Origin of the sequence: Xaviernesmea oryzae, from assembly GCF_900109605.1 — a bacterium.
GTDB classification, from domain to species: domain Bacteria; phylum Pseudomonadota; class Alphaproteobacteria; order Rhizobiales; family Rhizobiaceae; genus Xaviernesmea; species Xaviernesmea oryzae.
The window spans coordinates 346,201-371,641 of record NZ_FOAM01000004.1; the positions used below are offsets into that span (position 1 = coordinate 346,201).

Below are 25,441 nucleotides of genomic sequence, written 5' to 3' on the forward strand. Positions count from 1 at the left end.
GGCTTCCGGCGCCACGCGAAACCATGCTGCGACGCATGCAGACCTTGTGTGCGGCCGCTACTTGTTGCATTGATCAGGATCAGATGGACTTCAGGCGTTGCTGGCGGCTTATCAGTCGCGGCAGGCATAGGCCCGTCGACGTGCGGAGCCCCATGTCGAGGGGCAATCGGCTGCTTCGCACGACCATCGCAACGTCATGCCGGCCAGGCGCAAGACGGAAACGTCGCGTTTCGAGCCCGGACAGGTCAGACCGGATATCGGTGTCAACAGGGGTACTTCATGACGGTTGGCGTACAGGCGCGGGACGATTACGCCAAGATGAACCCTTCGCACGAGGGGGCGAGAGCCCAGACCGGAGCCGTCTCCGGCTATCGGGCCGATATTGATGGGCTGCGGGCCATCGCGGTCGGCGCCGTCGTTATTTTCCATACGGGCATCAGTCCGCTGCGTGGCGGCTTTGTCGGCGTCGATATCTTCCTGGTGATCTCCGGCTATCTGATCTCGGGCATCTTGCTGAAGGAGCTCGGGCGCGGCGGCATTTCGCTCGCCGCCTTCTACGAGCGCCGGGTGCGCCGCATCCTGCCCGCCATGCTGGTGATGATCGCCGTGGTCCTTGCGGCCGCGCCCTTCTTTCTGTTCCATCCCGAAATCCGCATCACGGCCTTGACCGCGATCGCCTCGTTGGTGTCGGCCGCCAATCTCTACCTGTTGAGCACGGCCGGCTATTTCGAGGCGGACGTCACCACACAACCGCTTCTGCACATGTGGTCGCTTGGCGTGGAAGAACAGTTCTATCTGTTCTTTCCTCTCCTGCTGATTGCCCTGCGCAACAGCCGGCGGATGATCGCCCCGGCGATCGCCATCCTGGCGGCGGCAAGTTTCGTCGCCTGCGTGGTGCTGACCTATTATGACCGCGACGCTGCCTATTACTTTCCGCTGACCCGCGCTTGGGAGCTGATGGCGGGAGCCTTGCTGGTGGTCTTTCCGCTTCCCAAGCTGCCGCGTTGGATGCGCGAGGCAGGCGCCCTTGCGGCGCTGGGCTTGCTTGCGGTCAGTCTTTTCAAGATCCATGGCGGCATGGCTTTCCCTGGCTATGTCGCCCTTGCGCCTTGCGCCGCCGCAGCGGCGCTAATGGCCGTCGGCGGACAGGGCGGCTCGGCGGTTTCCCGCCTCCTGGCCCTGCCGCCCATGGCGTTTCTCGGCCGTATCTCCTACTCCCTCTACCTCTGGCACTGGCCGATTTTCGTCGGCTATCGCCTTTGGGCCGCGCGCGACCCCTCGCCCATCGAAGCCGTCCTGATGGTGTTGGCGGCGGTTCTGGCGGCAATCCTGTCCTGGCGCTTTGTGGAGCAGCCTTTCCGCACAAAGACGATCGTGCTCAGCCGGAAGGCCGTGTTTACGGCAGCCACCGGCGTCAGCGCCGCTCTGGCCGCGATTGCCGGTATCTTCTATCTCCAGGCCGTGACCCAAGGCGCGCCACGCAACGAGGCTGAACGGCTGGCAAGCTATCTCGCCTATGACGACACGCCGGCCTATCGGCGCGGCCAATGCTTCCTTCTCGGCCATCGGGCAGCCCTCAGCGATTATAATCGCGGTGCTTGCGCGACGGCTGAGGCCGGCAAGCCGAACATTCTGCTGGTTGGCGACAGCCATGCCGCCCATCTCTGGAAGGGCCTGAACGACAGCCTGCCGGACGCCCATGTCATGCAGACCACGATTACCGGCTGCAAACCGGTCTTCGACAGCAAGGGCGAAAAGGCCTGCACGCAGCTGATCAACCTCGCGCTCGGCGAGATTCTGGAGGAAACCCATCCGGACCTCTTGATCCTGTCCGCCCGCTGGATCGAAAGCGACATTCCCAATCTGGAGAGCACGCTGGCGCGACTGCGCGGCAAGGTCAGCCGTATTCTCGTATCCGGCCCGATCGTCGAATATGCCATGCCGCTGCCGCGCCTACTGGCTCAGGTGGCGGACGGACGTAGCGACCAACTGCTGCTGACCTCCCGTCAGCCGGACCCGTCCAAGGTCGATGCCGATCTTGAGCGCGCCGCCACGGCTGCCGGTGCGAGCTATTTCTCGACCTACCGAACGCTCTGCCCGGATGCGCAGGCCGCGTGCCAGACAGTCCAGGACGGGGTGCCGATGCAGTTCGACTATGGACATCTGACGCAACAGGGGTCGGAGCATATGGCCGAGGCGATGAAGCAGGCCGGCGTTCTGGCTGTGTCTAAGGCACAATAGGCGCCTTGGAGTGATCGATAAGGGCGGCGCATCGCGACGCCCTTGCGCGACAGGGTTTCGGGACGCCCGGCTCCGTCTCAGATCATGCGTATCAGGCCTGACGGCTGAACAGGCTTTGGGCGCACGAAATCAGCGCGTCCTCTGTTGTAGACAGCGCGAGGGTCCCCGCTTTTCCCCATGATCGGATAATCCCCATCGGATCGTGCTGGGGTGAATGGCGCATGGACATTTTTCGCGCCGGATGACCCATCCCGGACGATCCTCCAACGCAATGGGGATTGTCAGGATGCTGGGTTCCATCGGATTCCATCTCGGCGCGAGCGGCGGATGGCGCTCCGCCTTTCAAAATGTCGCGCTTCGCGGTCAGGCCCACAATGCCACCGCCGCGCGCCAGGGTTCCAAGACACGCATGAAGGGGATCGGCCGCTTCGTCATCGGCGCAGGCGGCGCGCGCGTGCTGCAACCGGTCTTCTCGAATATCTGGTTCAATGGCAGCCAGCCCCGCGAAAGAGGTGGCGCCGCCTATACTATTCGCAAGGCGGCCATGAATTATGGTGGCAGAACCGTGCCACTTCTCTTCGACGGCGCGCGTTCCGTCAGGCTGTCCGCCGGGGCGGTCGATCTGCGCGCAGATCCGGTGATGCCGGCCCAGTTCGGCGTGCTGCGCTTTGCCGCCGGCGATCCTGTGTTCATCCGGATGAGCCTCGATCTACCGGAGACGCCGATTGCCGCCCAGGCAGGGGCGCTCGGCCTGACAGGCGAAAGCCAGCTGCTCTACAACCCGGCCAATGAGGTGGATGATATCGACGCCACCTCGTGGAGCGTTCCGGCAGATGCCGATCGCGGCATCAATTTTCCCCATGCCATTCTGCTGGCTGGCGAGCCGGATCAGCCCGTGACCTCCCTTGTCGCCCTTGGCGACGACCTTCTCGACGGCCTTGCCGACGTAACGGGCGACGGCACGGACGGTGGCGGCTGGTTGCGGCGCGCTGCCGCGCTCGCGGGCCTGCCTGTTTTTCTGGTGACCTGCGCGGGCGACCGCGCGCAATTTGCCGCCGCCGCCAATCTGCGCACCCGCCAGCTTCTCCGCATGGCTGGCGCACAGGCCGCCTTGCTGTCGATCGGGCAGGCAGACTTGCGCGAGGGGCGCAGCGCGAGCCAACTCCTGGCCGATCTGCGCAACCTCTGGAGCGCACTGCGCGGAGAGGGCATCCAGCGCCTCGTCCAGGCGCAGCTTCTGGCAGAAACCAGCGCTTCGGATCAAAACAGCTCGACGGCGGGCCAGACGACACGGCCTGCCTTTCTCCCCGGCAGCGCGCGCGATGATGTCAACGCCTCCATCGCCAGCCTTGCTTCTGGAGCACTTGACGACCAGGTCGATCTGGCAAGCGCGGTCCAGTCTCTCGGCAAATGGGATATCCCAGCCTTCGAGACGACGCTGGCGAGCGCTGCATCGGCCGGCTCCACGACGATCTCCCTCAACAAGGCTCCGGAGCGCGGCGATTTCCTGGCCTTCGAACCCGGCACGCCTGCCAATCAGGACGCGACGACGGTTCATGTGGTCTCGGTTTCCGGAAGCAGCAGCCCCTTTTCCGTGGCGTTGAGCACGCCCTTGAGCAAGGCGCATGCGGCCGGGGTGACCGTCACCTCTTCGCTGAGTGCAGACGGCGTCCATCCCCAGCAGCAGGCCCATAAGCGGATGGCCACAAAGGCCGCCCCGGCCATGCGACGTCTGCGCGGCGTGGCAACGCCATGGATCGACCCGTCGAGATCCTTCGAGATCGACTTCGTCAACCGGCGCGCGCAGCGCGGCGGCAGTCTCGTTCCGGTCGAGGCCCTCGTCTCCTGCGTCCGGGCCTCCGGCGGAAAGGCGTTCGACGGGCTGAGCTGGTTCGATTTTTCGACCGACAGCCTGCGTTACGCCGATGGCGGCGGTCTCTTCATCGAGCCCGCGGCAACCAATCTGATCCCCAACAACAGCATGGCGGGCGGAGTGGCGCCATCGACGAAGCCGACAGGCTGGGTGCTCAACCTGCCTTCGGGCCTGTCTGCCACCTATGCCTATGGCGTGCAAAGCGGCATCGCCTTCAGCGACATCAGATTGGCAGGAACGACGCCGTCCGGCACAGGGGCCGGGAATGCGCCGATCGATTTTGCCCTGTCCCTGCCCGTATCGACCGGCGACAGCATCACGCATTCCGCATTCCTCGCGCTGCCGGGGCCGGTAAAGGGGCTCTCAGGTCTCAATCTCGGCGGCCGCGTCGGCAACAGCGCCGGGACGGGCGTGGATTTTCCAGCCAGTCCGGACCTCAGGTCAAACTTAACGGCCCGGATGCAGCGCTTCTCCCACAGCTTCGTGCTGTCGAACGCGGCGACGGCCTCTCTTCATGCACGCCTCAATGTCAGCTTTCCCGGCAGCACCGCCGTCGACACGACCATCCGCATCGGTCTGCCGCAGCTGGAAAAGGCAGGACAAACGTCGTCACCGATCGCCACCACCGGCACGGCGGCCACAAGGGCAGCCGATATCGTCACACTGACCTTGCCCGCAGGCCGCCACGACGTGACGCTTCTGTTCGATGACGGCTCGGTGCAGACGCTACCCGGCTTGAGCGGCAGCCGCGTCCTGCCAGCGCTCAACCGCCGCGTGATCCAGTCCATTTCGGGAGCAGCCTCATGATCGATCATATTATGTGCCAGCAGAGTTCCGCCGAGGCGCCGGGCCCATCCCAACCATGCTGGACGGACGAGAGGGGACGCACCATCATGCCGGTGACTGCCCTGCTCTCGGACGCTGAATTCGACGACGCCGGCAATCCGACACGACCGGCCGTCTATGCACCGGGTGCCTGGCTGATCATCCGGGCGGAAACACCGCAGGCGGATCTGATCGAAGACCCCTTCTGCGTGCTCGTGGCCGACAGTCTGCGCGCGCAGCAGGGGCAGAGCTTCGTCCTGGCCAATCGCCTGTCCAGCGATACCATGCTGGCGCATCTGACGCCGGTCTTTGCCGGCGATGTCTATCCTTTCGGCCAGGCGCCGGTTCGGATCAAACCGGAATGGGTGATCGGCTAGGGCATTCCCAGCCGAAGCGCGATCGCTTCGTTTCCATGGCGGCTGCGACCGACGGAACGACCAGATAGCCGAAAGGGCATCCCGCAAGCCACGGGATGCCCTTTGAAATGTGAACGCGAGATCTTCGGCGTCAGCTGGCCTTGTAGGCGTCGGATTTCAGCAGCGTGTCGAAATATTCGATCGTCTTGACGAGACCATCGCGCAGCGCGACCTTTGGCGCCCAGCCAAGCTTCTCACGCGCCAGATCGATCACGGGCTTGCGCTGGAGAGGGTCGTCCTGCGGCAGGGGATGATAGATCAGCTGCGACTTCGAGCCCGTCAGCTCGATCACGTTCTGTGCGAGTTCCAGGATGGAGAATTCGGTCGGATTGCCGATATTGACCGGGCCGACGAAATCGTCGCCCGTCGCCATCATCCGCACGAAGCCATCGACCAGGTCGTCGCGATAGCAGAAGGAGCGGGTCTGGCTGCCATCGCCATAGATGGTGATGTCCTGGTTCTGCAGGGCCTGGACGATGAAGTTCGAGACCACGCGACCATCCTGCGGATGCATACGCGGACCATAGGTGTTGAAAATGCGCACCACCTTGATCGCCAGGTTATGCTGGCGGTGATAGTCGAAAAACAGGGTTTCGGCGCAGCGCTTGCCCTCGTCATAGCAGGCGCGCGGGCCGATGGTGTTCACATTGCCCCAGTAGCTCTCCGGCTGCGGGTGAACGGACGGATTGCCGTAGATTTCCGACGTCGACGCCTGCAGCACCTTGACGCGCAGGCGCTTGGCCAGACCCAGCATGTTGATGGCGCCGATAACCGATGCCTTGGTCGTCTGGACCGGATCGAACTGATAATGGATCGGCGAAGCCGGGCAGGCGAGATTATAGATCTGGTCGACTTCGACATAAAGCGGGAAGCAGATGTCGTGGCGCATGAACTCGAACGACTTGTTGTCGAGCAGATGCGCGATGTTGGCGCGGCGCCCCGTGAACAGGTTATCGACGCAGAGAACTTCATGTCCCTGGTCAAGCAGCAGTTCGCACAGGTAAGAGCCCAAAAAGCCAGCGCCACCCGTGACAAGAATTCTCATCGACATCGTTCCATCGCTCCTGAAATTGACTGGTTGTGCTGAAAGCGCATCGTCCCGGCCGGGACAGGATGCAGGCATCGGAAGAAGGGGATGATGCCGGTCGGCCATGCATGCCGGTCAGGCGTCATCCTCAGAAGGCAGTTCCATTACGTTCATGCACGGGCGCGCATGGACCGCCCGGTGCGGGCGGCGGCCAGCGCTGGGTATGCGCAGAACAGAACGCGCTGCCGCCTCGTGCCGTTAGTTGGTGCGTTTCGTCTAAACCCCGCTTCCCTTGCCTTTGACCATGCGAAATCGATCTGGGATCCAACAAAGGCCGATTTCGTCATGCCGCAATGACACAGGAAACTTGAACTCCTGGTTTCCGCCGCCTGCTGATTGAATGTCAAACATGCATTTCGCGCGACATGCTTTCGAAAAGCTTCCGACGTCCAAGTTTTCTTTCGATATTGCTGTTTACCACGCCTGGCAGCAGGCCTGCGAGCAAATGGCACTGCCTTCCAGGCATGCGCAAATATTGACGTGCGTTGAAAACGCGAATTCGATGTTTGATCCTTGGTTTCGTGGCAGATGCGGCTCAAATTTCGGCTTCATTCCATCAGCATGCCGTTCTTTCGATCGGCCGCATCTTCCGTTCTCAAAATTCTTATAGAAGAACTGCGGCAGCAAAGACAAGCGACTCACGAAAGACTTTGCTGCATCGCGTCATTTTCGGTACATATTTTAGTTGATATCGGCGAAGAGGTCTGATTTTCAGAGGATGCATGCGCATCCTTGCGCCTTGAGACAGGCGTCCTCCGTTCGCCAGGGGGCTAGGGGCATGCAGAATGACGCCGAACAGCCGCCGCTTCCAACCAACCGCATCGACACCAAGGACGGGACGAACGGTCGCGGATGCCTGATGGCACAATGGCCGAACTGACATGATAAACGAGGGACCGCCCGCATGACATCTTCGGCCAAGACGAGATGCCAGAATGTTTTCTAAGCTTTTCAGATCCCGCAATGCCGCGCCTTTGGCCGGCAGTCTCACGCTGTTGCCTGGACCGGTGCCTCGCGCCACGTCCTGCGGGAGTCTCTGATGCGCCACGGGTTGAGGTCGCTTTGGCACTCCGGCGTCCGCACGGCCAGGCGCTTTTCGGGCATCCTGTCCTCGATGGTCTATTCCGGCTCGAATTTCCTGCTGATCTTCCTGCTGCAGAACGAAACCTCGAGGCTGGAATTCGGCATCTTCGCGCTGTCGCAGGTCTTCCTGCAGCTTGGAATCAGTGTCTGCAACGCCTTGTTCGCAACACCAATCCTGATCTATGCCACCGATAGGGCCGGCTGGCGGGAGAATTTCGGCAGTTTCTCCAAGGCCAACTGGATCTTTTCCACGCTGTTTGGCGGCGCCAGCGCGCTGATCGCCTATCAGATCGGTGGCGGGCTGCTGTTCTCCGTGCTGTTCTTCGCGCTCAGCGCCATCAGCTTCATTCGCTGGTTCATCCGCTCGGCGGAGCTGGCGCAGGAAAATTACGATCTCGCGGTTCTGGCCGACATTGCCTATGGCGTGCTCGTGGCTGGCGGCATCGGCCTCCTGTTTCTCCTCAATCGCATCGACAATGTCTCCGTGACAGTCGTGCAGATCGTCGGCTGCCTGGCCGCCTTTCCGCTTCTGGCACAGGCAAGCCGTATGAGCCTGACCACGCTCGGCTCCGCCTCCTTCCGCCCCTATCTGAAAAGCCTGAGGGAGCATGGGCGCTGGGTGCTGCTCGGCGTGTTGACGACGGAGGCGACCGCGAACGCCCATTCCTATCTCGTCGGATTTCTGCTCGGGCCGGTGGCCTATGCGCCGATCGCGGCCGTGACCCTCTTCTATCGTCCGGTCAACATCGTGATCCAGGCGATGACGCAATATGAACGGCCGCGCATGGCGCACGCGATCGCCGAGGGCAATACCCGCGAACTGACGCGCTTCGTCAATATTTTCCGCCTGATGTCGCTCGTGGTCTGCGCGTTTAACGCGCTGCTCCTGGCCTCGATTCTCTGGCTGCTGCCCGACATCATCGGCAATGGCGCCTATGATCACAACGAGCTCGTGCTGGCCGCCTCGCTTCTGGCGGCGATCAATCTCGCCCGCGCCCTGCGCGGATCGGAAAGCGCCGCCTTGCAGGCCGGCGGACACTTCCGTCCGCTCGCCATGGTAACGGTCTACACCTCGCCGATCAGCCTCATCGGCACGGCGCTGATCGTCCTCGTCTTTCCAACGGCCGATGCGGCGCTATCGCTGATCGGGGTCGCGGCCGGCGAAATCGGGATGTATTACCTCTATTATCTTCTTTACCGCCGGACATTCTGGCGCAAGGACGCCGCCACCACCGCCTCGGGCTGAACCGCATCCCGGCTTTTCCATGAAAGCCGCTTTTGGATCGTCGCGATGGCGCTAGGCGCTTGACCTGAAGGCTTCAGGTCGCGCATGCCTATGTAAGGCATTTGTTTAATTATTCGCAGCCACGGCCTGCCACGGCGGCATTATCATCCGCCGCGGGCTTTATTGCACTGCAGCAATATGATAGTGGAACGCTCCTAACCTTCAAGGAGACTCGCATGGGGCTCAAATCCGTCATCAAGCCTTTGTTCTACAAGGGGCTTGAAGCCACGGTCCATATGCGGTGGCGCCTTCGCCGGAAAGGCCGCGCCCATGGGCTGCCTTCGCCGCTGGTCATCTCGCTGACGTCCTATCCCAAACGCTACGACGTTCTCGCGCTGACGCTGAAAACGCTGATGACGCAGAGCGTTGCGGCCGACGCGGTCGTGCTGTGGATTGCCGATGGCGATCTGGATGCGCTTCCGGCCGATGTTCGCGCCCTCGAGCAGAATGGGCTGATCATTCGCGGCACCGACGATCTTCGGTCTTACAAGAAGATCATCCCGGCCCTTCAGACCTATCCGGATTCGATTATCGTGACGGCGGACGACGACGTCTATTATCCCGGCTATTGGCTGAAGGATTTCGTGACGCAGTATCGCCCCGGCGTTCCGGAAGTGCTGTGCTATCGCGCCCATCGCATGAAGCATGTCGGAGACCGGCTGGCGCCTTACGATCAATGGCAGTTCGAGATTCCCGATCCGACCGATGATGCCGACATCTTCTTCACCGGCGTTGGCGGCGTGCTGTATCCGCCCGGCGTGCTGCATCCCGATGTGACCAATCTTGAGCGCCTGAAGGCGCTCTGCCCGACCACAGACGATGTCTGGCTCAACTGGATGACCCGTCTGAACGGCGCGACGATCCGAAAGATCGGCAAGAAGATCCGCTTTTACGAATGGCCTGGCTCGCAAGGCGTCGCCTTGCAGAACAGCAACCGCGGCTTCAGCGGCGGCAATGACGAGCAGATCGCTCAGATCGTCAAGCACTATGGCCTGATAGGGGTAGCAAAGCCTTGAGCAAGACAGAACAGGCTTTCAGCGCGATCCGCTGGAACAGTCTCATCACCTTTACCCGCGTCATCCTTCAGACGCTGCAGCTACTCGTCTTGACGCGGCTGATCGAGCCGGCAGATTTCGGCGTGATGGCCATGGTGCTCAGTGTCACCGCCTTCATCCAGTTCTTTGCCGATCTCGGCGTCAGCACGACCATCATCTACAGTCAGAATATCTCCAAGCAGGCACTGTCGACGCTCTATTGGCTTAATGTCGGCACCGGCGCCCTGCTCTCGGTGCTGGTCTGGTTCCTCAGCGACACCGTGGCGGACTTCTATAAGACGCCGGCGCTCGCATGGCCACTGGCTTTGGCCGGCCTGTCCTTCTTCTTCCTGTCGCTGGGCCAGCAATATAAGGTGCTTGGCGAAAAGCGGCTGGCCTTCAAAGAGATTTCGATCTCGGAACTGAGCTCCGCCCTGCTCAGCACCAGCCTGACCATCGGCGCCGCCTTTTTCGGCTTCGGCGTTTATTCGCTTGTCATCGGCGTCGTCTCGCTCGCTTTGTTCAACAGCCTGTTCTATTTCCTCTTTGCCCGTGGCGGCTGGCTGCCCTCGCTGACCTTCAAGTTCCGAGAGGCACTGCCCTATATGAAGGGCGGAATGTATCTGCTGGGAACGACGCTTTCCAACACGCTGACGGTCCAGGCCGACATCATCATTCTCGGCCGCCTCGTCGGCGAGACCGCACTCGGCTTCTACTCCGTGCCGCGCGAGCTCAGCCTCAAGCTGATGTATGCCACCAATCCGATCATCACGCGCGTCGGCACGGCGATCATGGCCAATGCGCAGAACGACAAGACACTGCTGCGCAGGATCTACCTCTCGACGATCCTGATGACGTCTTCGGTCAACTTCCCGATCTATGGCGCCATGGCGATCTTCCGCCACGAAACGATCGACGTCGTGTTCGGCGCGCGCTGGGCCGCCTCTGCCGATCTGCTGGGTGTCCTTGCCGTCTGGGGCATGTTTCGCTCATTGGGCTCGCCGGTCGGCAGTCTCTTCTATGGCACTGGCCAGGTTCGCATGGCCTTGGCGCAAAGCCTCCTCGTGGCGCTCCTCATCGTTCCCACCATCTATATTGGCGGACACTGGGGCACGATCGGCGCCGCCACCGCACTTGCTGCGTTCTATTTCTGCTTCATTTTCGCGCTATGGCCATTTGTCATCAAGCCTTTGACCGGTGCCGGGCTCTGGGAATACACGCGACAGTGGCTTGTGCCGTTGATACTTGTAGCGATAGCTTCCGCCTTGGCGCTTGTAGCTGCTTCGCCGTTCGAACTCAGTCTTGTTCGCCTTGTCGTAGGGGTTGCGACAGGCGGTATTATCTACCTTGGACTGAGTTGGTTCTTCAATCGGGAATGGTGCAACGCGATTCTTCGACTGACGGGGTTGAACAAGCGACTATTTGCGCGTCAGGCCTAGCTATTGCTATGCCGCTATTCTTCGTGAATAGCGGCCTTGTCTTACGCTATCGCGCGCCGGACTTTTGAAACGGTCCAGAGGACGACTGGATCGGCAACACGAGCAGCAAGGCTGCTTTGGACACGCCAGAATCAATGAGGAGGCGACTGATGCCGCTTTTTTCCGTGGTCATTCCTCTTTACAATAGAAGATCGGTTATTGCCGCCACGATCGATTCCGTGCTGCAGCAGACCTTTCAGGACTTCGAGATCGTCATCATCGATGATGGGTCGAAGGATCAGCCCGAGGATGTGATCAACGCTATCAAGGATCCGCGCATCCGCTTGATCCGGCAGCCGAATGCGGGTGGAAGCGCTGCGCGCAACCACGGCATCGATGAAGCCAGGGGCGAATTCATCGCTTTTCTCGATTCCGATGACGAGTTTCTCCCCGACCACTTGAGCGCGGCGAAGACGGCCCTAGATCAGGCTCCGGGCAAGAACACGGTCGTCTATTCGCCCGTCATCGTTGACCGCGGTGGCGGAAAGACCTTCATCAAGCCGCCTCGCGCCATCCGGCCGGATGAGGAAATGGCCGACTATGTGATGAGCGACCGTGGCTTTGTGCAGACGAGTGGACTGATCGTGCCAACGGAGATCGCCCGCAAGGTGAAATACCGGCTGGGCATGCCTTTCGGACAGGATACGGACTTTGCCATCCGGCTTTTTGCCGCTGGCTGCCAATTTAAAATGACCGAGCGGCCGACCGTCGTATGGAACGATATTGCCGATCCGGGTCGCGTTTCCGCCTCCCGCAAGGGCAACAGAGTCATGGGCTGGCTTGAGGAAATGAAACCTTTTATTTCCCGTCGCGCTTATCTCGGCTATAGAGGATGGCATGTGGCAAAGGGCTTGGCGCCGACTAACCCTTTACTAGCCATAAAATATTATTTTATTGCATTAACGTCGGGCTGCTATTCACCAAAGCTCGCTCTTGCTGTATTCCTGCAGATAGTTATGCCGGAGAGCTTATACAGGCAATTCTCGGATTTCGTCATCGATAGAGCGCGACAACTGACTTGAGCAACAATCAGAGACCATATTTCTCCGTTGTGATCCCGGTTTATAACCGGGCAAGCCTTGTTGAGAAAACGATCCGGTCGGTTTTGAATCAAACCTTTACCGACTTCGAAATCGTTATTGTCGATGATGGCTCAAAGGACAATGTGGCCGAGGTGATTGGCAATATTCCCGATGAGCGGATCCGCTTCATCAGCGTGCCCAATCAGGGGGCCAGCACGGCCCGGAATATCGGTGTCGATAATTCGAACGGGCTTTACATCGCCTTCCTGGATTCTGACGACTTCTTCCTGCCTGAGCATCTGGCGACGATGAAGGCGGTTCTCGACGCCGAACCTGATGTGGCGGTCTATTCGCCCGTCATCGTCGACCGAGGACGTGGGCGCACCTTTATCAAGCCGCCCCGAGCCCTGCGGCCGGGCGAGAACATGGCTCGATATCTCATCAATGATCGCGGCTTCGTCCAGACAAGCGGCTTGGTCTTGCCGATCGAGCGCGCCAAGCGGGTGCGCTACAGGCGCGATGCCGGCTTTGGTGACGACACGGATTTCGCAATCCGCCTTCAACTGGATGGATGTGAATTTCGCATGCTGGAGAGGCCAACCGTTATCTGGGTCGATGATGTCGGCCACACACGCCTGTCGATATCGGGCCCGATGATCGAGAGTTTCCCATGGCTGGAAGACCTCAAGGACAAGATCCCCAAACAAGCCTATCTCGGCTATCGTGGCTGGCATTTGGCCAAAAAAGTCGCGTCCCGCAATTTCTTTCGCGCTCAGCTCATGTATTGGCAGGCCGTTTTCAGCGGAGCCTTTTCCCCCCGCCTCGCCATGGTGGTTTTCCTGCAGATCGTTCTGCCGGATTCTCTCTACCGCTGGCTCGCCAATCGCGGGATCATGCTGGCGAAATATACGGGTGCAGCCGCTGTTTTGCGACATCTTCGCAAGCAGCCCCACAATTCCTGATCACGCGACGAGCTCGCGCTGATACTTCAGCTCTTGCGCGCTCGATAGCTTACCACTAGGTAGATTCCGCCTGCATTGATGACGCACATCGATCTCAATCACAGCCGCTTGCACTTGCTATAGCCGCCTGTCATGGCAGTACCTGCACCATCGAGACCAGTGTAGCATCCAAATCAACAGTCAGTTCAAGTGATTCGCTTATTCACAGGAAAATGTTTAAAGTAAAAAGCACATGTTTGCAACCTCGATAGGTGCATAATACAACCTGTGAAATAGAGGATTTTCGGTTACGTCGCAAGGTTTAATATAACCATGCTTTGGTTGATTGCGACGGAGATTACACGCGTCCGCGCGAGCAGCGACCAGCATCGCTCTGTTCGACCGCGCGTGAGGTTAAATGCTGCGCCGCTGATGATGGAGCTCAACAGTCTAAGCCATCCCGCCGAGCGTCGGATTGAGGAGCATGGACCTCCACCGATCCTGCCCGCCATCACGTACCCTCGCATGAACTGGAGAGATCGCACTGACAGTCAGGCAGCTGCTTTATGGATATGATCGAGGGGTGGCACAGCAGCCCTCCTCAGCTTGGCGACAACGGCGCTAAGTGCGCGGCATGACAACCTGTCGTCTCCAGCATCAAAAAGCGGTCCTGACGCCTCTCAGCGGCCAAGAGCGCGTTTCGCCGCACGAAGATAATGCGGCCAGCCGTGACGGGCGTAATGAATGGCGAGACGGCCCCGGTCGAACGCACTGAGCGCCCCGTTGCGCCCGTAGGTCGCGACCTTCAGATAGGGCCAACTCAACACGTTGGCGCCGGCGAAATGGCAGATAGCAGGCGCGACGACCTGGCCATATTTCTTGAAGCGAAAATTGCTGAAATCCGCGCTCATCTCGAAGGGGCCGTTGATGCCGATCGGGGTGCGCATCAGCGTGCCCTTGTCATCATAGAGATCGGTCAATCCCAGCGCCGACAGCGCCAGGGCGAACAAGGTCTCATCGCCCACTTCGCCGCCTGACGGATTTTGCAGACCGAGACTCCCTACGTCCTTCAGCAAAGCGCGGGCTTTCTCGAAGACAGCCTGCGATTTCTCGCTCCTGTCGAAATAGTAGATGCCGCCGTTAAACTTCGGATAAAGCGATCCGTTGACGGCAGCCAGCGCCAGACCGATGTCCTTGACCCAGCCGTCTTCATCGCGGTCGCCCGCCTTGAGATAACGCTCGCAAACAGGGGTGAAAGAATAGGCCTGCAGCGCGGCCAGATGATCCTCGAAAGGCCGACCGACAATGCAATCGGAGTCGATGAACATCGTCTTTTCAAACGGTGAATAGGCGTCGAGCCACACCTTTTGAATAAAGCCGCCACCCTTGTTGCGGTCGATCGGGACGACATGATCGAACAGGCCGGGGGGCAAAGACGTTCCGTCGGTGACCAGCGCCACGGGATAATGGGGCATGTGCCGCTTGAGTGAAATCGCCAAATCGACCGCCTGATCAATATAGCGTGCCTTACCAAAGGCCAGGATCAGAAACCCGAACTTCTCGATCATCTGACTTTTCCTCAAAATTTCGAAATGGTGTCTAGGTTCATCTTGGCCAGTGAAACCGGTTGGGCGCCAGCGGGCATCGGCAGCCGCATGCGCGCGCGCATCCGACGCGCGCTGTTGTTCAACAGCGTGCGCGTGCGCGTCGCAACCTCTTCCTTGTAGAGCTGCGTCACGATCAAAATCGACGAGAAGTAGACCACCCAGATCTCGCGGTCCCGGGTGAAAAGCTGGGTCTCCATGAAGTTGTCGAGAACGCCGAAGAGCCAGATCGCGAAGAGCGCTGAGACGGCGCCTCTATACGAGGAGTTCAGCATGCGCATGAAAACAAGGAACGGACCGACCACAGCAAACCAGACTGCCATCACCAAGCCGATGATGCCTGTCGTTGCAAATAGCTCCAGATACCCGTTGTGTGAATGCGAAATGAATTCGAGATAGGGAAAGCGCGCCCACATCATGATGGGCGGCGGCTCACCAACGCCCCAGAGCGAACTGTATCCGACACCCTTCCAGAAATTATCCATCCCGGCATCATAGGCGGCCTGCCAAATTGCGACACGTCCCGTAAAGGCTTCGGGATCTGAGAACAGGCGTACCAGCGCATCCGCATAACCAAATGCCATGCCAGCGCCTCCCGCGATCGCAAGCACGACGAGCGTACCCACCAGAAGCCGAAAACGGATATCGGAGCAAGCAAGACGGAACAACAAGGAGATGGCGAAAACGACCAGGAAGAGGCCCATGGCTGTTTTAGCCTTGCTGCCGAGAAGGAAAAACACGGAGCACGAGAAAAGAAACCAGTGCATGCGGTGGCCCTTCGAAAGACCAAGATGCAAAAACATCATCGCCGCCATCGAAACAACAGGTCCTGCCGTATTTTTATGAATGAAGATTCCACGCCAGCCGCCAGCAATGCCCTGGTCCATCTCCGTCATAGGATGACGTCCGACGGAGGGGACGAGAAAGACGCAGATAATTGATAGAATAATGCAGATACCAAGAGAAATATAAAGCGCTCTGATCGAGCGCCCAGGACCCAAGAGATCCACAACGAATGCAAGGCTGAAAAACACGAAGACGAGCAGAATGGCTCGCCGGAAGGAAACATTCGGCGCAAATGCCCAGGAGCTGGTCATCACGATCCAGCCGATAAGTAAAATAGGGATGATCCCAAGAGATTTGGGCAGCGACAGCCCTCGCTTCATTAGCCACAGCGCTGTCAGCAACCCGAAGAGGAAGGTGTAACCGATCTGCTTACCAAGGTCGCCGCTCTCGACGGCTGCCGCGTTCAATGCACGAGCCGATTCCGAATCCGCCTCGCCGGTCGCGAAGCGCACCATGACCAGAAGGAAGAAGCCGACGGCCAGGAAGTCGATCTTGTCCATGCCGGCGAAGAAGTTGCCGGCCGCCGCGGAGGGCACCTTATGGGCTATGCGGGCCATCAAAACACCTCGTGATGCAAGCGCTTGGCAACAGCAGCACATCTTGCCGAAAGCGAAAAATTCCGAGCGGCTGCCTGGCCCGTCTTCCTGAGCGAAACGCCACCCTCGACATATCCGGCTTCGAATACGCCCGGGTCACCCAGGCGCACCTATCCCGCACTGCAACAATTTACCATATGTTGGTGCAGCGCCGGTTACAAGAGCCCGTCGTCGGAAAGCCTGGATTGCAAAGCCGCCTGCTGTTCAGGCATGCGCCATCATGACATGATACCCGGCTTTATTCCAGAGACGGGTTCAAGTCGCCGCTGCCTCGAGCTTGGCAAAGATGTCCAGAGCCTGACAAAGGATGCTTATGTCTCTGTTCTGGTCGAATTTTGGGCAGAGCACGATAAAGTGCGATTGTGCGGGTGAGTGATCCGCAACAGGCAAGGTCGGCCAAGATGTGATCCGCCGGACGCACGGCACGCGCCGCCTCCTTGACCAAGGCGCTGCGGCGCGTGTTTTCGACCAGCTTGCGGATCAAAGCACGAAGTCGCGACCGCTGGCGAGGATCGTGCTGAGGCTGACCTTGTTGAGGAAGATCTCGGTATCGGCCACCTTGTCGCCATTGAGATCGACATCGACCAGAACGCCACCATTGTAGGCGGCGACCTTGACCTCTCCGGCATGGCCCGAAAAGGCATTGGTGTGGATATAGGTCAGCGTCGTATCCGACAGCGCGGACAGGTCGATGCGGTCGCCGGACTGGAAATCGACAATGGTGTCGCGCGCCTGAGGCGTCGAGTCCGATGCCTGTCTGAACACGAAGGTATCGTTGCCATAGCCGCCCTTGAGCGTGTCGGCACCGCCACCGCCGATCAGGATGTCGTTGCCGCTGTCGCCGTCGAGAACGTTCTGCCCACTGTTGCCGGTCAGAACATTGTCCATCCAGTTGCCGGTGCCGTTGAGATTGGCGCTTCCTGTGAGGATCAGCTTCTCGACCTGCGACGGCAGCGTGAAGGAGATGGAGGAATAGACCGTGTCCGTTCCGCCGTTCGACCATTCGGTGACGACGTCCTTGGCATTATCGACATAATAGGTGTCGTTGCCCTGACCGCCCACCATCGTGTCGGCGCCGGCGCCCCCATTGAGAACATTGTTGCCGTCATTGCCCTGGAGGAGATTGTCCAGGCTATTGCCGGTGGCGTTGATCGAGGCCGTTCCTGTCAGATAGAGCCGCTCGAGATTGGCGCCGAGCGTCCAGGAAATGGAGGAATAGACCCGGTCGTCCCCTTCCCCTGCCTTTTCGATCACCACATCCTTGACGTTGTCGACATAATAGCTGTCGTTGCCCAGGCCGCCGGTCATGGTGTCCGCACCGGCCTTGCCATCCAGGATATTGTTGCCGCTGTTGCCGGTTAGCGTGTTGTTGCGCGCGTTTCCCGTGCCCGTCAGATTCAGGCTGCCGGTCAGGACAAGCCCATCGGCGACTGCATCAAGCGTCACGGACCACTGGCTGCTCTTGACGATATTGGCGGTGTGGCCCAGCTCGTAGACCCGAATATAGTCGATCTTGAAATCGGCGCCGCTAAAGCCCGCATCCGGCGTGCCGACCCAATCGCCGCCGACGCCCAGATTGGTGACCATATACATGGGTTGGTTCATGTCGGATGGCGTGGCGGTGCGGAAGGTCTCGGCACCGTCGACATACCAGACGAGCTCTTTTTGCGTCCACAAAACGCCATAGGTATGCATGCCGGCCGTGGTGTCACCGACCCAGGAGGAGATGCCCGTGGAGACCTTGCTGCCCGTGCTCATCGAGTGGATGGTCTGGAAGACGCTGCCCTTATTGCCGCCATAGCCTTCGAGAATGTCGATTTCCGGCGGAGACTGGCCGCTGGACGGCAAGAGCCAGAAAGCGGGCGAAACGCCCTTTTCGGCCGGCAGCTGCGCCCGGATTTCGAAATAGCCATAGGTCTGGGAGAACGTGCCGCGCGAAGCAAGCACACCTGACGTATAGGCCCGGCCGGACTCTGCCTTGACCGTGTCGCTGGCTTTGTCGGCATGAATGGTCAAAACACCATTATTGATGGCGAAGGGATCGACGCCCCAGTTCTTATAGGCCTTGTCGGTATAGATCTGCGCTTCCGTCGATCCATGCGTTCGCCCGTCGGCATTGTCGGAAAACGAGGTGCGCCAGGTGCCGCCGCTCGACTGCAGCGAAAGCTTGTCGAATTCGTCGGCAAAGGTCAGCGTGAACTTGGAGCGGTCGACCCCGTATTGGAAATTTCCCTGGCCGAAGTCCGCGATCTTGTGGTTGCTGAAGGTCAACGTCTCCGTCGAGCTTAGCTGGAGCACCACATCCGCGCCCTTCTGCGTCATGCGCGACGTGACATCGGTAAAGCTCTTCAGGCCGTAATCGCCAAGGCGAACATAGTCGCCGCTCGTGCCGGTCTGGAAATCGGTGATCTTGTCCGAGCCACTGCCCTTCTGGACGATGAACACATCGCGCCCGCCGCCGCCCGTCAAAGTGTCGTTCCCGCCGCCGCCGAAGAGTTCCTGCCGCCCGTCACCGCCGAACAGTTGATTGTTCAGCGCATTGCCGACGCCATAGGTATTGACGCCATAGACGCCAAGATCCTCGATATTGGCGCCCAGCGTGTAGCTCGTGCGCCAGGTCATGACGATATCGCTTCCGCTACCGGCCGCCTCGACGACCGTGTCGCTGGCAGACATCACGTAATAGGTGTCGTCGCCGGCGCCGCCCTTCATCATGGCCCCGCCCGAAGCAAAGCCGGTCAGAATATCGTTTGAACTCGAGCCGTTCACGACCTGGCCGATGACGGCCGCATTGATTTTCAAGCCGTTGAAAGCTCTGTCCATATTACTGCCCCCTTGGGAAAGGTTAGCCATCACCACTGCCGGCACAGATGGAGGAATAGGCTGATTAAATTGCCTGGGCCTTGCGTTTCGGTTAATAACGCCCGCCTAAAGCAGCGTACAACCTTGGCCTGCAAGGCAAATCAATGCCTTAGGCGCACCTGAAACAGCAGAAAAAGAATCGCCCCACGCGCTTCCTTAGCCGGAATACTGCGGCAATACACTAAAGACTATGGCGAAGAAATGACGAACAACCATCAAGTCGGTTAACCAACTGGTGTTACTGCCTAATAACGATTAGCCCTCTGCGCTGTCTGGCCGTCGTTCGCCGCATTCTGCCTGCTGGCACAAGCCCTTTCCCGATGCCTGCGCTCTCTCTCGTCCTGCTTCCGGGCAGACGAGGACGCATGGGACCTTCCCGGCTCCCATGCGTCGATTTCGCTCGGTTTCGCCTTTGTAAAGTCATGCGATGCAACCTGTTTTCGCTCGAGGTTCTCTACCCTGACGCAGGCCGCACGCCGCTGCTGGTGTTTCCGTCTTACAGAAGGAAGATGCCGCCCTGGCTGGCGAAGTTCGACGGCTGGAGATTGGCGACGAAGATCTGGCTGTCGATATGCTTGTCGCCGTCGAGGTCGATGTTGATCATCGTGCCCTTGCCATAGGCCGAGATCTGCACCTCGCCGCTATGACCGGTGAAGTCGCCGGTGCCGAGGAATGTCATCGTGCCGGCATACATGTCCCGGAGGTCGATGATGTCGCCCTTCTGGAAATCATTGATCGTATCCGGTGTGCCGACGGCCGAGTCCGCCGCGGTCTTGAAGACGAAGGTATCGTTGCCGGCGCCGCCATTCAGAATATCGACGCCCAGGCCGCCTTGGAGGATGTCGTTGCCGGCGCCACCATCGAGGCGATTGTTGCCGTCATTGCCAATCAGCGTGTTGTCGAGCCCGTTGCCGCAGCCGTCGAGATTGGCCGTGCCGGTGAGGATCAGGTTTTCGACGTTGTTCACGAGCGTATAGGAAATCGAGGAATAGACGGTGTCGTTGCCTTCGCCGCTCCACTCGATCACCAGATCGCCCGGATTATCGACATAGTAGGTATCGTTGCCGAGGCCGCCCTGCATCCGGTCGGCACCGGCGCCGCCATCGATGATGTTGTTGCCGATCGACCCGACGATTGTGTTGTCGAGATCGTTGCCATAGCCGTTGATATTGCCGGCACTCTGCAGCATCAGCTTCTCGACATTGTCGGTCAGCCGGTAGCTGATCCAGGATTTGACGGTATCGATGCCCTCGCCCGGATTTTCCACCACCACGTCGCCGACATTCTCGACGATGTAGGTGTCATCGCCGGCGCCGCCCTTCATCAAATCGGCGCCCTTGCTGCCATCGAGGATGTTGTTGCCGGCGTTGCCGATCAGGATATTGTCCTGCCAGTTGCCGGTCGCGTTGAGGTTGGCCAGGCCGATCAGGGTCAGGTTTTCGACATTGTCCGCCAAGCTGTAGCTGACCGAGCTTAAGACCGTGTCGATCCCGCCATTCGACCACTCGATGATCTTGTCGTAGATGTTATCGACATAATAGGTATCGTTGCCGCCCTGGCCGGACATGGTGTCGGCACCCGTTCCGCCGTCGATGATGTTGTTGCCGTCATTGCCGTAGATCGTGTTGGAAAGGCTGTTGCCCGTCGCGTTCAGATCCGCCTTGCCGGTCAGCAGCAGCATCTCGACATTGGCCGTCAGCGTGTAGGAGATCGAGGAATAGACCCGATCGACCCCTTCGCCGGCGTTTTCGATCACGATATCGCCTGGATTGTCGACGAAATAGGTGTCGTTGCCCGCGCCGCCGATCATCGTGTCGGCACCCCGACCGCCGTCGAGCGTATTGGCGCAGCTATTGCCGATCAAGAGATTGTCGAGATTGTTGCCGGTGCCATTGCTGGTCCAGTTTCCGGTCAGGATCAAGGTCTCGACATTGGCGCTCAGCGTGTAGGACGAGGAGGCGTAGACGGTGTCGATCCCGCCATCGGCCTTTTCGATGATCGTGTCGTCGCTATCGACATAGTAGGTGTCGTCGCCCTTGCCGCCGATCAGCGTGTCCGTGCCGCCCATGCCGCGCAGCACGTTGTTGCCGTCATTGCCGATCAGGATATTGTCCATCCAGTTGCCGGTGGCGTCGATATTGTCGCTGCCTGTCAGCGTCAGGTTCTCGACCTGATTTGGCAGCGCATAGCTGATCGAGGAATAGACGGTGTCGATCCCGCCATTCGACCATTCGGTGACGATATCGCCGGGATTGTCGACATAGTAGATGTCGTTGCCAGCGCCGCCGATCATCACATCCGCCCCGCCGGCGCCATTGATGACATTGTCGCCGCTGTTGCCATAGATGGTGTTGTCAAGTTCGTTGCCGGTGCCGTGGAGATTGTCGGTTCCCGTGAGGAACAGCTTTTCGACATTGGCGCCGAGCACATAGCTGATCGAAGCGCGGACGGTGTCGGTGCCTTCATTGGCATTTTCCACCACCACATCGCCTGCATTGTCGACGATGTAGGTGTCGTCGCCCTGTCCGCCGATCATCGTGTCAGCGCCGACCTTACCGTCGAGCGTGTTGTTGCCGCTGTTGCCGATGAGGATGTTGTCCTTGGCATTGCCGGTCGCGTTGATGTTCAGCGTGCCGGTCAGCGTCACGTCGTCGCCGTTATTATCGAGGGTGATCGACCATTTCTCGCCCGTGATCGACTGCCGCGTCCCGAGATTCTCCTCCAGCTGGTAGGCGTGGATATAGTCGATCTTGAAGTCCGCGCCGGTGAAGCTGGCATCCGTGCTCCCGGCAAAGCCGCCGCCCACGGACATATTGGTGACGAGATACATCGCCTGGTGCATGTCGGCCGGCGTCGCGATGCGATAGGCCTCGACGCCGTCGAGATACCAAACCAGCACATCCTTGGTCCACAGCAGGCCATAGGTATGCATGCCTTCGCCCGTATCGCCGATCCAAGAGGAAATGCCGGTGGCGGTAGGCGTGCCCGTGCTGTTGCTGTGTGCCGTCAGATAGACCTTCGAGGGATCATTGCCGACCTGCTCGAAGACGTCGAGCTCCGGCGGCCAGCTGCCGTTGGCCGGCAGCAGCCAGAAGGCTGGGCACACGCCCTTCTGCGAGGGCAGGTCGGCGCGGATCTCGAAATAACCATAGGTCTGCGAGAAGGTGTCGCGCGTCGACATGATGCCGGAGGTAAACTCCTTGCCGGTCAACGCGGCCGTTTCGGCGCTGGCGCGGTCGGCATGGATCGTCAGCACGCCATCGGTCACGGAGAAGGGATTGACGCCCGTCGAATTGGTCGGATTGAGGTAAGCCTGACCGCCGTCCGAGAGGCCGTTATTGTGCCAGGTGCGCCACATGCCGCCCTCCTGCTGGAGGCTCAGCGTGTTGAACTCGTCGGCAAAGGTCTGCTTCAGATGCGAGGTATCCAGCGCATATTGAAAATTGCTGGACTGGAAATCCGCGATCGTCTTGTTGAGAAAGGTCAGCTGCGACCCGTCATTCAGCTTGAGAACGACGTTGGCATTATCCTGGACGAGGCTGTCGGAAACTTCTGCGAAATTCTTGAAGCCATAGACGCCGAGCTGGACGATATCGCTGGCGTCGAAGTCGGTGATCGTATCCGAGCCGCCACCTTGTGTCAGGACGAAGATGTCGCTGCCGGCACCGCCTGTCAGCGTGTCATTGCCCGCGCCACCAACCAGGGTCTGGCGGCCGCTTCCCCCGACCAGCACATTGTCGAGCGCATTGCCGACGCCGTAGAGATCATTGCCCAGCACGGAGAGATTTTCGACATTGTCGCCGAGCGTATAGCTGGTGCGATAGGTGATGACGCTGTCGATCCCCTCGCCGGGCTTCTCGATGATGACGTCATCGGCCGAAGTCACGAAATAAAGATCATTGCCCGCGCCGCCAACAAGGGTGGCGCCACTGCCAGTACTGGCAATGTAGTCATTGGCAGATGTACCGGAAATCATAGGAAGCACTTTGGTTTCAGTGGACATCTGACTTGTTCTCCTGTCGTCCAGAGAAAATTACCAAGCGCCTCTTTCGCGTTTTTGAAGGTAAAGTTTAAATATTTAACGATTTCTACGTTCTTGCTTTTGCCGGCATGGCGAAAATTAACGAAAGAACCCCAGCGCTTCTTGGGCTTGCTTGATTTCTTCTACGCAGCCGTTTCCTGAAGAAACATCGTTAAGCCCTTGCCCGTGCTTCCGATTCCACAGGCAAGACCAACAAGCTCTGTTGGGGTGCGGGCAAGCAGCCGTCGGCTCTTCCGTCATGCGGAAGACAGACCATCAAAAAAACACGCTCCTGCACTGCAACATGTCATCTGCTTTGACATTATCTCGACGAAGACGGGGTTTAGAGCGCTGATCGGCCGGTCGTCCGCATCGCAGAGCGGGCCTCGGGTTTGCATTGCAACATGATCCGTGGAGCGCGATGCCTGATAGGAGACACCTGTCAAGGGCATGGTTCCGGACACAGCAGGAGAGACGCGATGAAGCGCCGTGACTTACTCGGCATGATGCTGGCCAGCGGCTTGGCCTATCCGATGCGCCAGGCCATGGCGCAGGAACAGGCAACGCTCCGGCAGGCCGCCGAGGCCAAAGGCTTGCTCTATGGCTGTGCCGTCGATTCCCGCAAGATCGCGCGGGACCGCCCCTTTGCCGATCTCGTCGCGCGCGAAGCCGGTATTCTGGTGCATGAGGGCGAGATGAAGCGGCACGAGATCGAGCCGCGTGCCGACGTCTATAATTTCGAGCCCGCCAACCGGATCATGCGCTTTGCCGAGACGAACCACCAGCTGGTGCGCGGCCACACGCTCGTCTGGTTCAACGTGCAGCCGCAATGGCTCGAACAAGCGCTGGAAACGCCCGACATGACGGCCCGTACCGAACTTCTAACCGGCTATATCAACAAGGTCGTCGGCTATTATAAGGGACGCATTCACTCCTGGGATGTCGTCAACGAGGCTGTGGAGCCTGCCGACTGGCGCTGGGACCGGATGCGGTCGAGCAGCATCTGGTACAAGGCCTTTGGCGAAGACTATATCTCGATGGCCTTTCATGCCGCCAAGGAGGCCGATCCGAAGCCGATCCTGTTCCTCAACGATTATGGCATCGAAAGCGACGTGCGCTGGAACGAGACCCGCCGCTCCGCCGTGCTGAAACTGCTCGATCGCTTGAAGGCGAAGAACGTTCCGGTGGAAGGCTTCGGCATTCAGGGACATCTGAAGCCCTATAAGGACAAGTTCGGCGAGGAGACCTTCGCCCGCTTCCTCCACGATCTGGAAGGCTATGGCCTGAAGCTGATGATCACCGAACTCGATATTGCCGACAGCGGCGGCCCCGCCGACGACCCGGCGCAGCGCGATCAGTTCGTGGCCAGCGTGGCCAAGAGTTTCCTGGATGTCGCCTTGGCGAGCCCGTCCATGCTCGGCGTGCTGACCTGGGGCATCACCGACCGCTATTCCTGGCTCTCATCCGCCGATAATTACAAATGGCCGGACGGCCAGCTGGTGCGCGGCCTGCCTTTCGACAGCGATTTGAAGCCGAAGCCGATGTTCGACGCGATGATGGCGGCTTTCAAGAATGCGCCGGCGCGCTGATGCGTCTTGCCACCGACGAAGGTCGATCCACGCTCTGATATCTTCGTCTTGAGACGTGTTCGCGCAGGCCACGACCGGTTTGCGTGAACACTGCCCAGCGACCTGATGCAGACGCCCCAGCGCATCTGCCCGCAGATAACGCGCCTATGGCCGCGCCGGCGCGCAGCACCGAGTTAGCCTATCGCTCTTCGCCTTGTCTTTGATGGAGAGGCACGATCCAGACGCGCGTCCGGATCCAGACGTCACACCCCAATGCCGTGACGCATCGCGCGCAAAGCCACTGAGAGGCCTTGCACGCGATGGCTCGAACATCAGAACTTGCGGATCGCGTCGCGGGTGGTGATCACGTCGCTGCTGGCGCCCGATGCGGTCGAGGTGACGGAGTTCACGAGGTCGAGGAACTTGAGCAGCTCGATCGAGTCGGCATTGGTGACGAAGATGATGTCCTTGTCCTGCATCGGCAGCTGCTGTGCCACGAACATCGTGGCCGGGTCGCGCATGTCGGCGCGGAAGATCACCGGGATCTCCGTGTCGACGAAGCGTCTGACGTCGACGCCCAGGCGCGCCAGAAGCTCGCGGTTGACGCGGCGATAGAGCAGCACCTGCTCGGGATTGGCGCGCGCATCGAGCAGGCCGCC

14 protein-coding genes and 1 pseudogene are annotated in these 25,441 nt (G+C 59.7%); 9 read left to right on the forward strand and 6 right to left on the reverse strand.

All coding sequences use genetic code 11. The features are described from left to right. The first annotated feature begins 279 nt into the window (after positions 1-279). The 3 genes from BMX61_RS07090 (at position 280) to BMX61_RS07100 (ending at position 5,316) form a co-directional block, all read left to right on the forward strand. Positions 280-2,241, forward strand: a complete 1,962-nt coding sequence (locus tag BMX61_RS07090; RefSeq protein WP_075628366.1) for an acyltransferase family protein — start codon at positions 280-282, stop codon at positions 2,239-2,241. Between the two features lie 286 nt (positions 2,242-2,527). Then, entirely contained in the window at positions 2,528-4,921 is a 2,394-nt protein-coding gene (locus BMX61_RS07095) for a phage head spike fiber domain-containing protein (RefSeq protein WP_075628365.1), read from the forward strand. Further along, positions 4,918-5,316 carry a hypothetical protein gene (locus BMX61_RS07100; protein WP_139198887.1) on the forward strand — a complete coding sequence of 133 codons (399 nt, stop codon included), beginning with the start codon at positions 4,918-4,920 and terminating at the stop codon, positions 5,314-5,316. The genes BMX61_RS07095 and BMX61_RS07100 overlap by 4 nt, the downstream gene beginning before the upstream one ends. A 130-nt stretch (positions 5,317-5,446) precedes the next feature. Here the strand turns inward: BMX61_RS07100 and BMX61_RS07105 are convergent, their stop codons facing one another. Further along, complete coding sequence (locus tag BMX61_RS07105; protein WP_210186270.1) at positions 5,447-6,406, reverse strand: UDP-glucuronic acid decarboxylase family protein; 960 nt, start codon at positions 6,404-6,406, stop codon at positions 5,447-5,449. A 1,075-nt stretch (positions 6,407-7,481) separates the two neighbouring features. Between BMX61_RS07105 and BMX61_RS07110 the strand changes: the two genes are divergently transcribed. The 5 genes from BMX61_RS07110 (at position 7,482) to BMX61_RS07130 (ending at position 13,306) form a co-directional block, all read left to right on the forward strand. Next, positions 7,482-8,771: a polysaccharide biosynthesis protein gene (locus tag BMX61_RS07110; protein WP_075628363.1), complete on the forward strand. Its 1,290-nt coding sequence runs from the start codon at positions 7,482-7,484 to the stop codon at positions 8,769-8,771. A 215-nt stretch (positions 8,772-8,986) separates the two neighbouring features. Then, positions 8,987-9,826 carry a hypothetical protein gene (locus BMX61_RS07115; protein WP_075628362.1) on the forward strand — a complete coding sequence of 280 codons (840 nt, stop codon included), beginning with the start codon at positions 8,987-8,989 and terminating at the stop codon, positions 9,824-9,826. Then, positions 9,823-11,283: an MOP flippase family protein gene (locus BMX61_RS07120; protein WP_075628361.1), complete on the forward strand. Its 1,461-nt coding sequence runs from the start codon at positions 9,823-9,825 to the stop codon at positions 11,281-11,283. The genes BMX61_RS07115 and BMX61_RS07120 overlap by 4 nt, the downstream gene beginning before the upstream one ends. 149 nt (positions 11,284-11,432) lie before the next feature. Continuing rightward, positions 11,433-12,344 (forward strand): glycosyltransferase family 2 protein, encoded by a 912-nt coding sequence (locus BMX61_RS07125; RefSeq protein ID WP_170854907.1) that lies wholly within the window; start codon positions 11,433-11,435, stop codon positions 12,342-12,344. Further along, positions 12,341-13,306 (forward strand): glycosyltransferase family 2 protein, encoded by a 966-nt coding sequence (locus BMX61_RS07130; RefSeq protein WP_075628359.1) that lies wholly within the window; start codon positions 12,341-12,343, stop codon positions 13,304-13,306. The genes BMX61_RS07125 and BMX61_RS07130 overlap by 4 nt, the downstream gene beginning before the upstream one ends. A gap of 659 nt (positions 13,307-13,965) precedes the next feature. Here BMX61_RS07130 and BMX61_RS07135 read toward each other — a convergent pair. The 4 genes from BMX61_RS07135 to BMX61_RS07150 form a co-directional block, all read right to left on the reverse strand. Next, positions 13,966-14,853, reverse strand: coding sequence for a hypothetical protein (locus tag BMX61_RS07135; protein WP_075628358.1), 888 nt, complete (start codon positions 14,851-14,853; stop codon positions 13,966-13,968). An 11-nt stretch (positions 14,854-14,864) separates the two neighbouring features. Continuing rightward, positions 14,865-16,292 carry an O-antigen ligase family protein gene (locus tag BMX61_RS07140; RefSeq protein WP_075628357.1) on the reverse strand — a complete coding sequence of 476 codons (1,428 nt, stop codon included), beginning with the start codon at positions 16,290-16,292 and terminating at the stop codon, positions 14,865-14,867. 519 nt (positions 16,293-16,811) lie between these two features. After that, a complete protein-coding gene (locus BMX61_RS07145; RefSeq protein ID WP_075628356.1) occupies positions 16,812-19,154 on the reverse strand; it encodes a family 16 glycosylhydrolase in 2,343 nt (780 codons plus the stop codon). A 535-nt stretch (positions 19,155-19,689) separates the two neighbouring features. Continuing rightward, positions 19,690-23,196, reverse strand: coding sequence for a family 16 glycosylhydrolase (locus BMX61_RS07150; RefSeq protein WP_083639496.1), 3,507 nt, complete (start codon positions 23,194-23,196; stop codon positions 19,690-19,692). Between the two features lie 497 nt (positions 23,197-23,693). On the opposite strand from BMX61_RS07150, the gene BMX61_RS07155 reads away from it, so the two are divergent. Beyond that, the gene (locus BMX61_RS07155; RefSeq protein ID WP_075628355.1) at positions 23,694-24,803 is read left to right on the forward strand and encodes an endo-1,4-beta-xylanase; all 1,110 of its coding nucleotides are present in this window, start codon (positions 23,694-23,696) and stop codon (positions 24,801-24,803) included. 311 nt (positions 24,804-25,114) lie between these two features. Here the strand turns inward: BMX61_RS07155 and BMX61_RS24620 are convergent. Next, positions 25,115-25,441, reverse strand: a pseudogene (locus tag BMX61_RS24620) (polysaccharide biosynthesis/export family protein); the annotation flags it as partial.

Coding starts and splice junctions, on each gene's coding strand:
- BMX61_RS07150 (WP_083639496.1), bottom strand. CDS start 23,196: ATGTCCACTGAAACCAAAGTGCTTCCTATGATTTCCGGTACATCTGCC.
- BMX61_RS07090 (WP_075628366.1), top strand. CDS start 280: ATGACGGTTGGCGTACAGGCGCGGGACGATTACGCCAAGATGAACCCT.
- BMX61_RS07095 (WP_075628365.1), top strand. CDS start 2,528: ATGCTGGGTTCCATCGGATTCCATCTCGGCGCGAGCGGCGGATGGCGC.
- BMX61_RS07140 (WP_075628357.1), bottom strand. CDS start 16,292: ATGGCCCGCATAGCCCATAAGGTGCCCTCCGCGGCGGCCGGCAACTTC.
- BMX61_RS07135 (WP_075628358.1), bottom strand. CDS start 14,853: ATGATCGAGAAGTTCGGGTTTCTGATCCTGGCCTTTGGTAAGGCACGC.
- BMX61_RS07115 (WP_075628362.1), top strand. CDS start 8,987: ATGGGGCTCAAATCCGTCATCAAGCCTTTGTTCTACAAGGGGCTTGAA.
- BMX61_RS07125 (WP_170854907.1), top strand. CDS start 11,433: ATGCCGCTTTTTTCCGTGGTCATTCCTCTTTACAATAGAAGATCGGTT.
- BMX61_RS07100 (WP_139198887.1), top strand. CDS start 4,918: ATGATCGATCATATTATGTGCCAGCAGAGTTCCGCCGAGGCGCCGGGC.
- BMX61_RS07145 (WP_075628356.1), bottom strand. CDS start 19,154: ATGGACAGAGCTTTCAACGGCTTGAAAATCAATGCGGCCGTCATCGGC.
- BMX61_RS07105 (WP_210186270.1), bottom strand. CDS start 6,406: ATGTCGATGAGAATTCTTGTCACGGGTGGCGCTGGCTTTTTGGGCTCT.
- BMX61_RS07155 (WP_075628355.1), top strand. CDS start 23,694: ATGAAGCGCCGTGACTTACTCGGCATGATGCTGGCCAGCGGCTTGGCC.
- BMX61_RS07110 (WP_075628363.1), top strand. CDS start 7,482: ATGCGCCACGGGTTGAGGTCGCTTTGGCACTCCGGCGTCCGCACGGCC.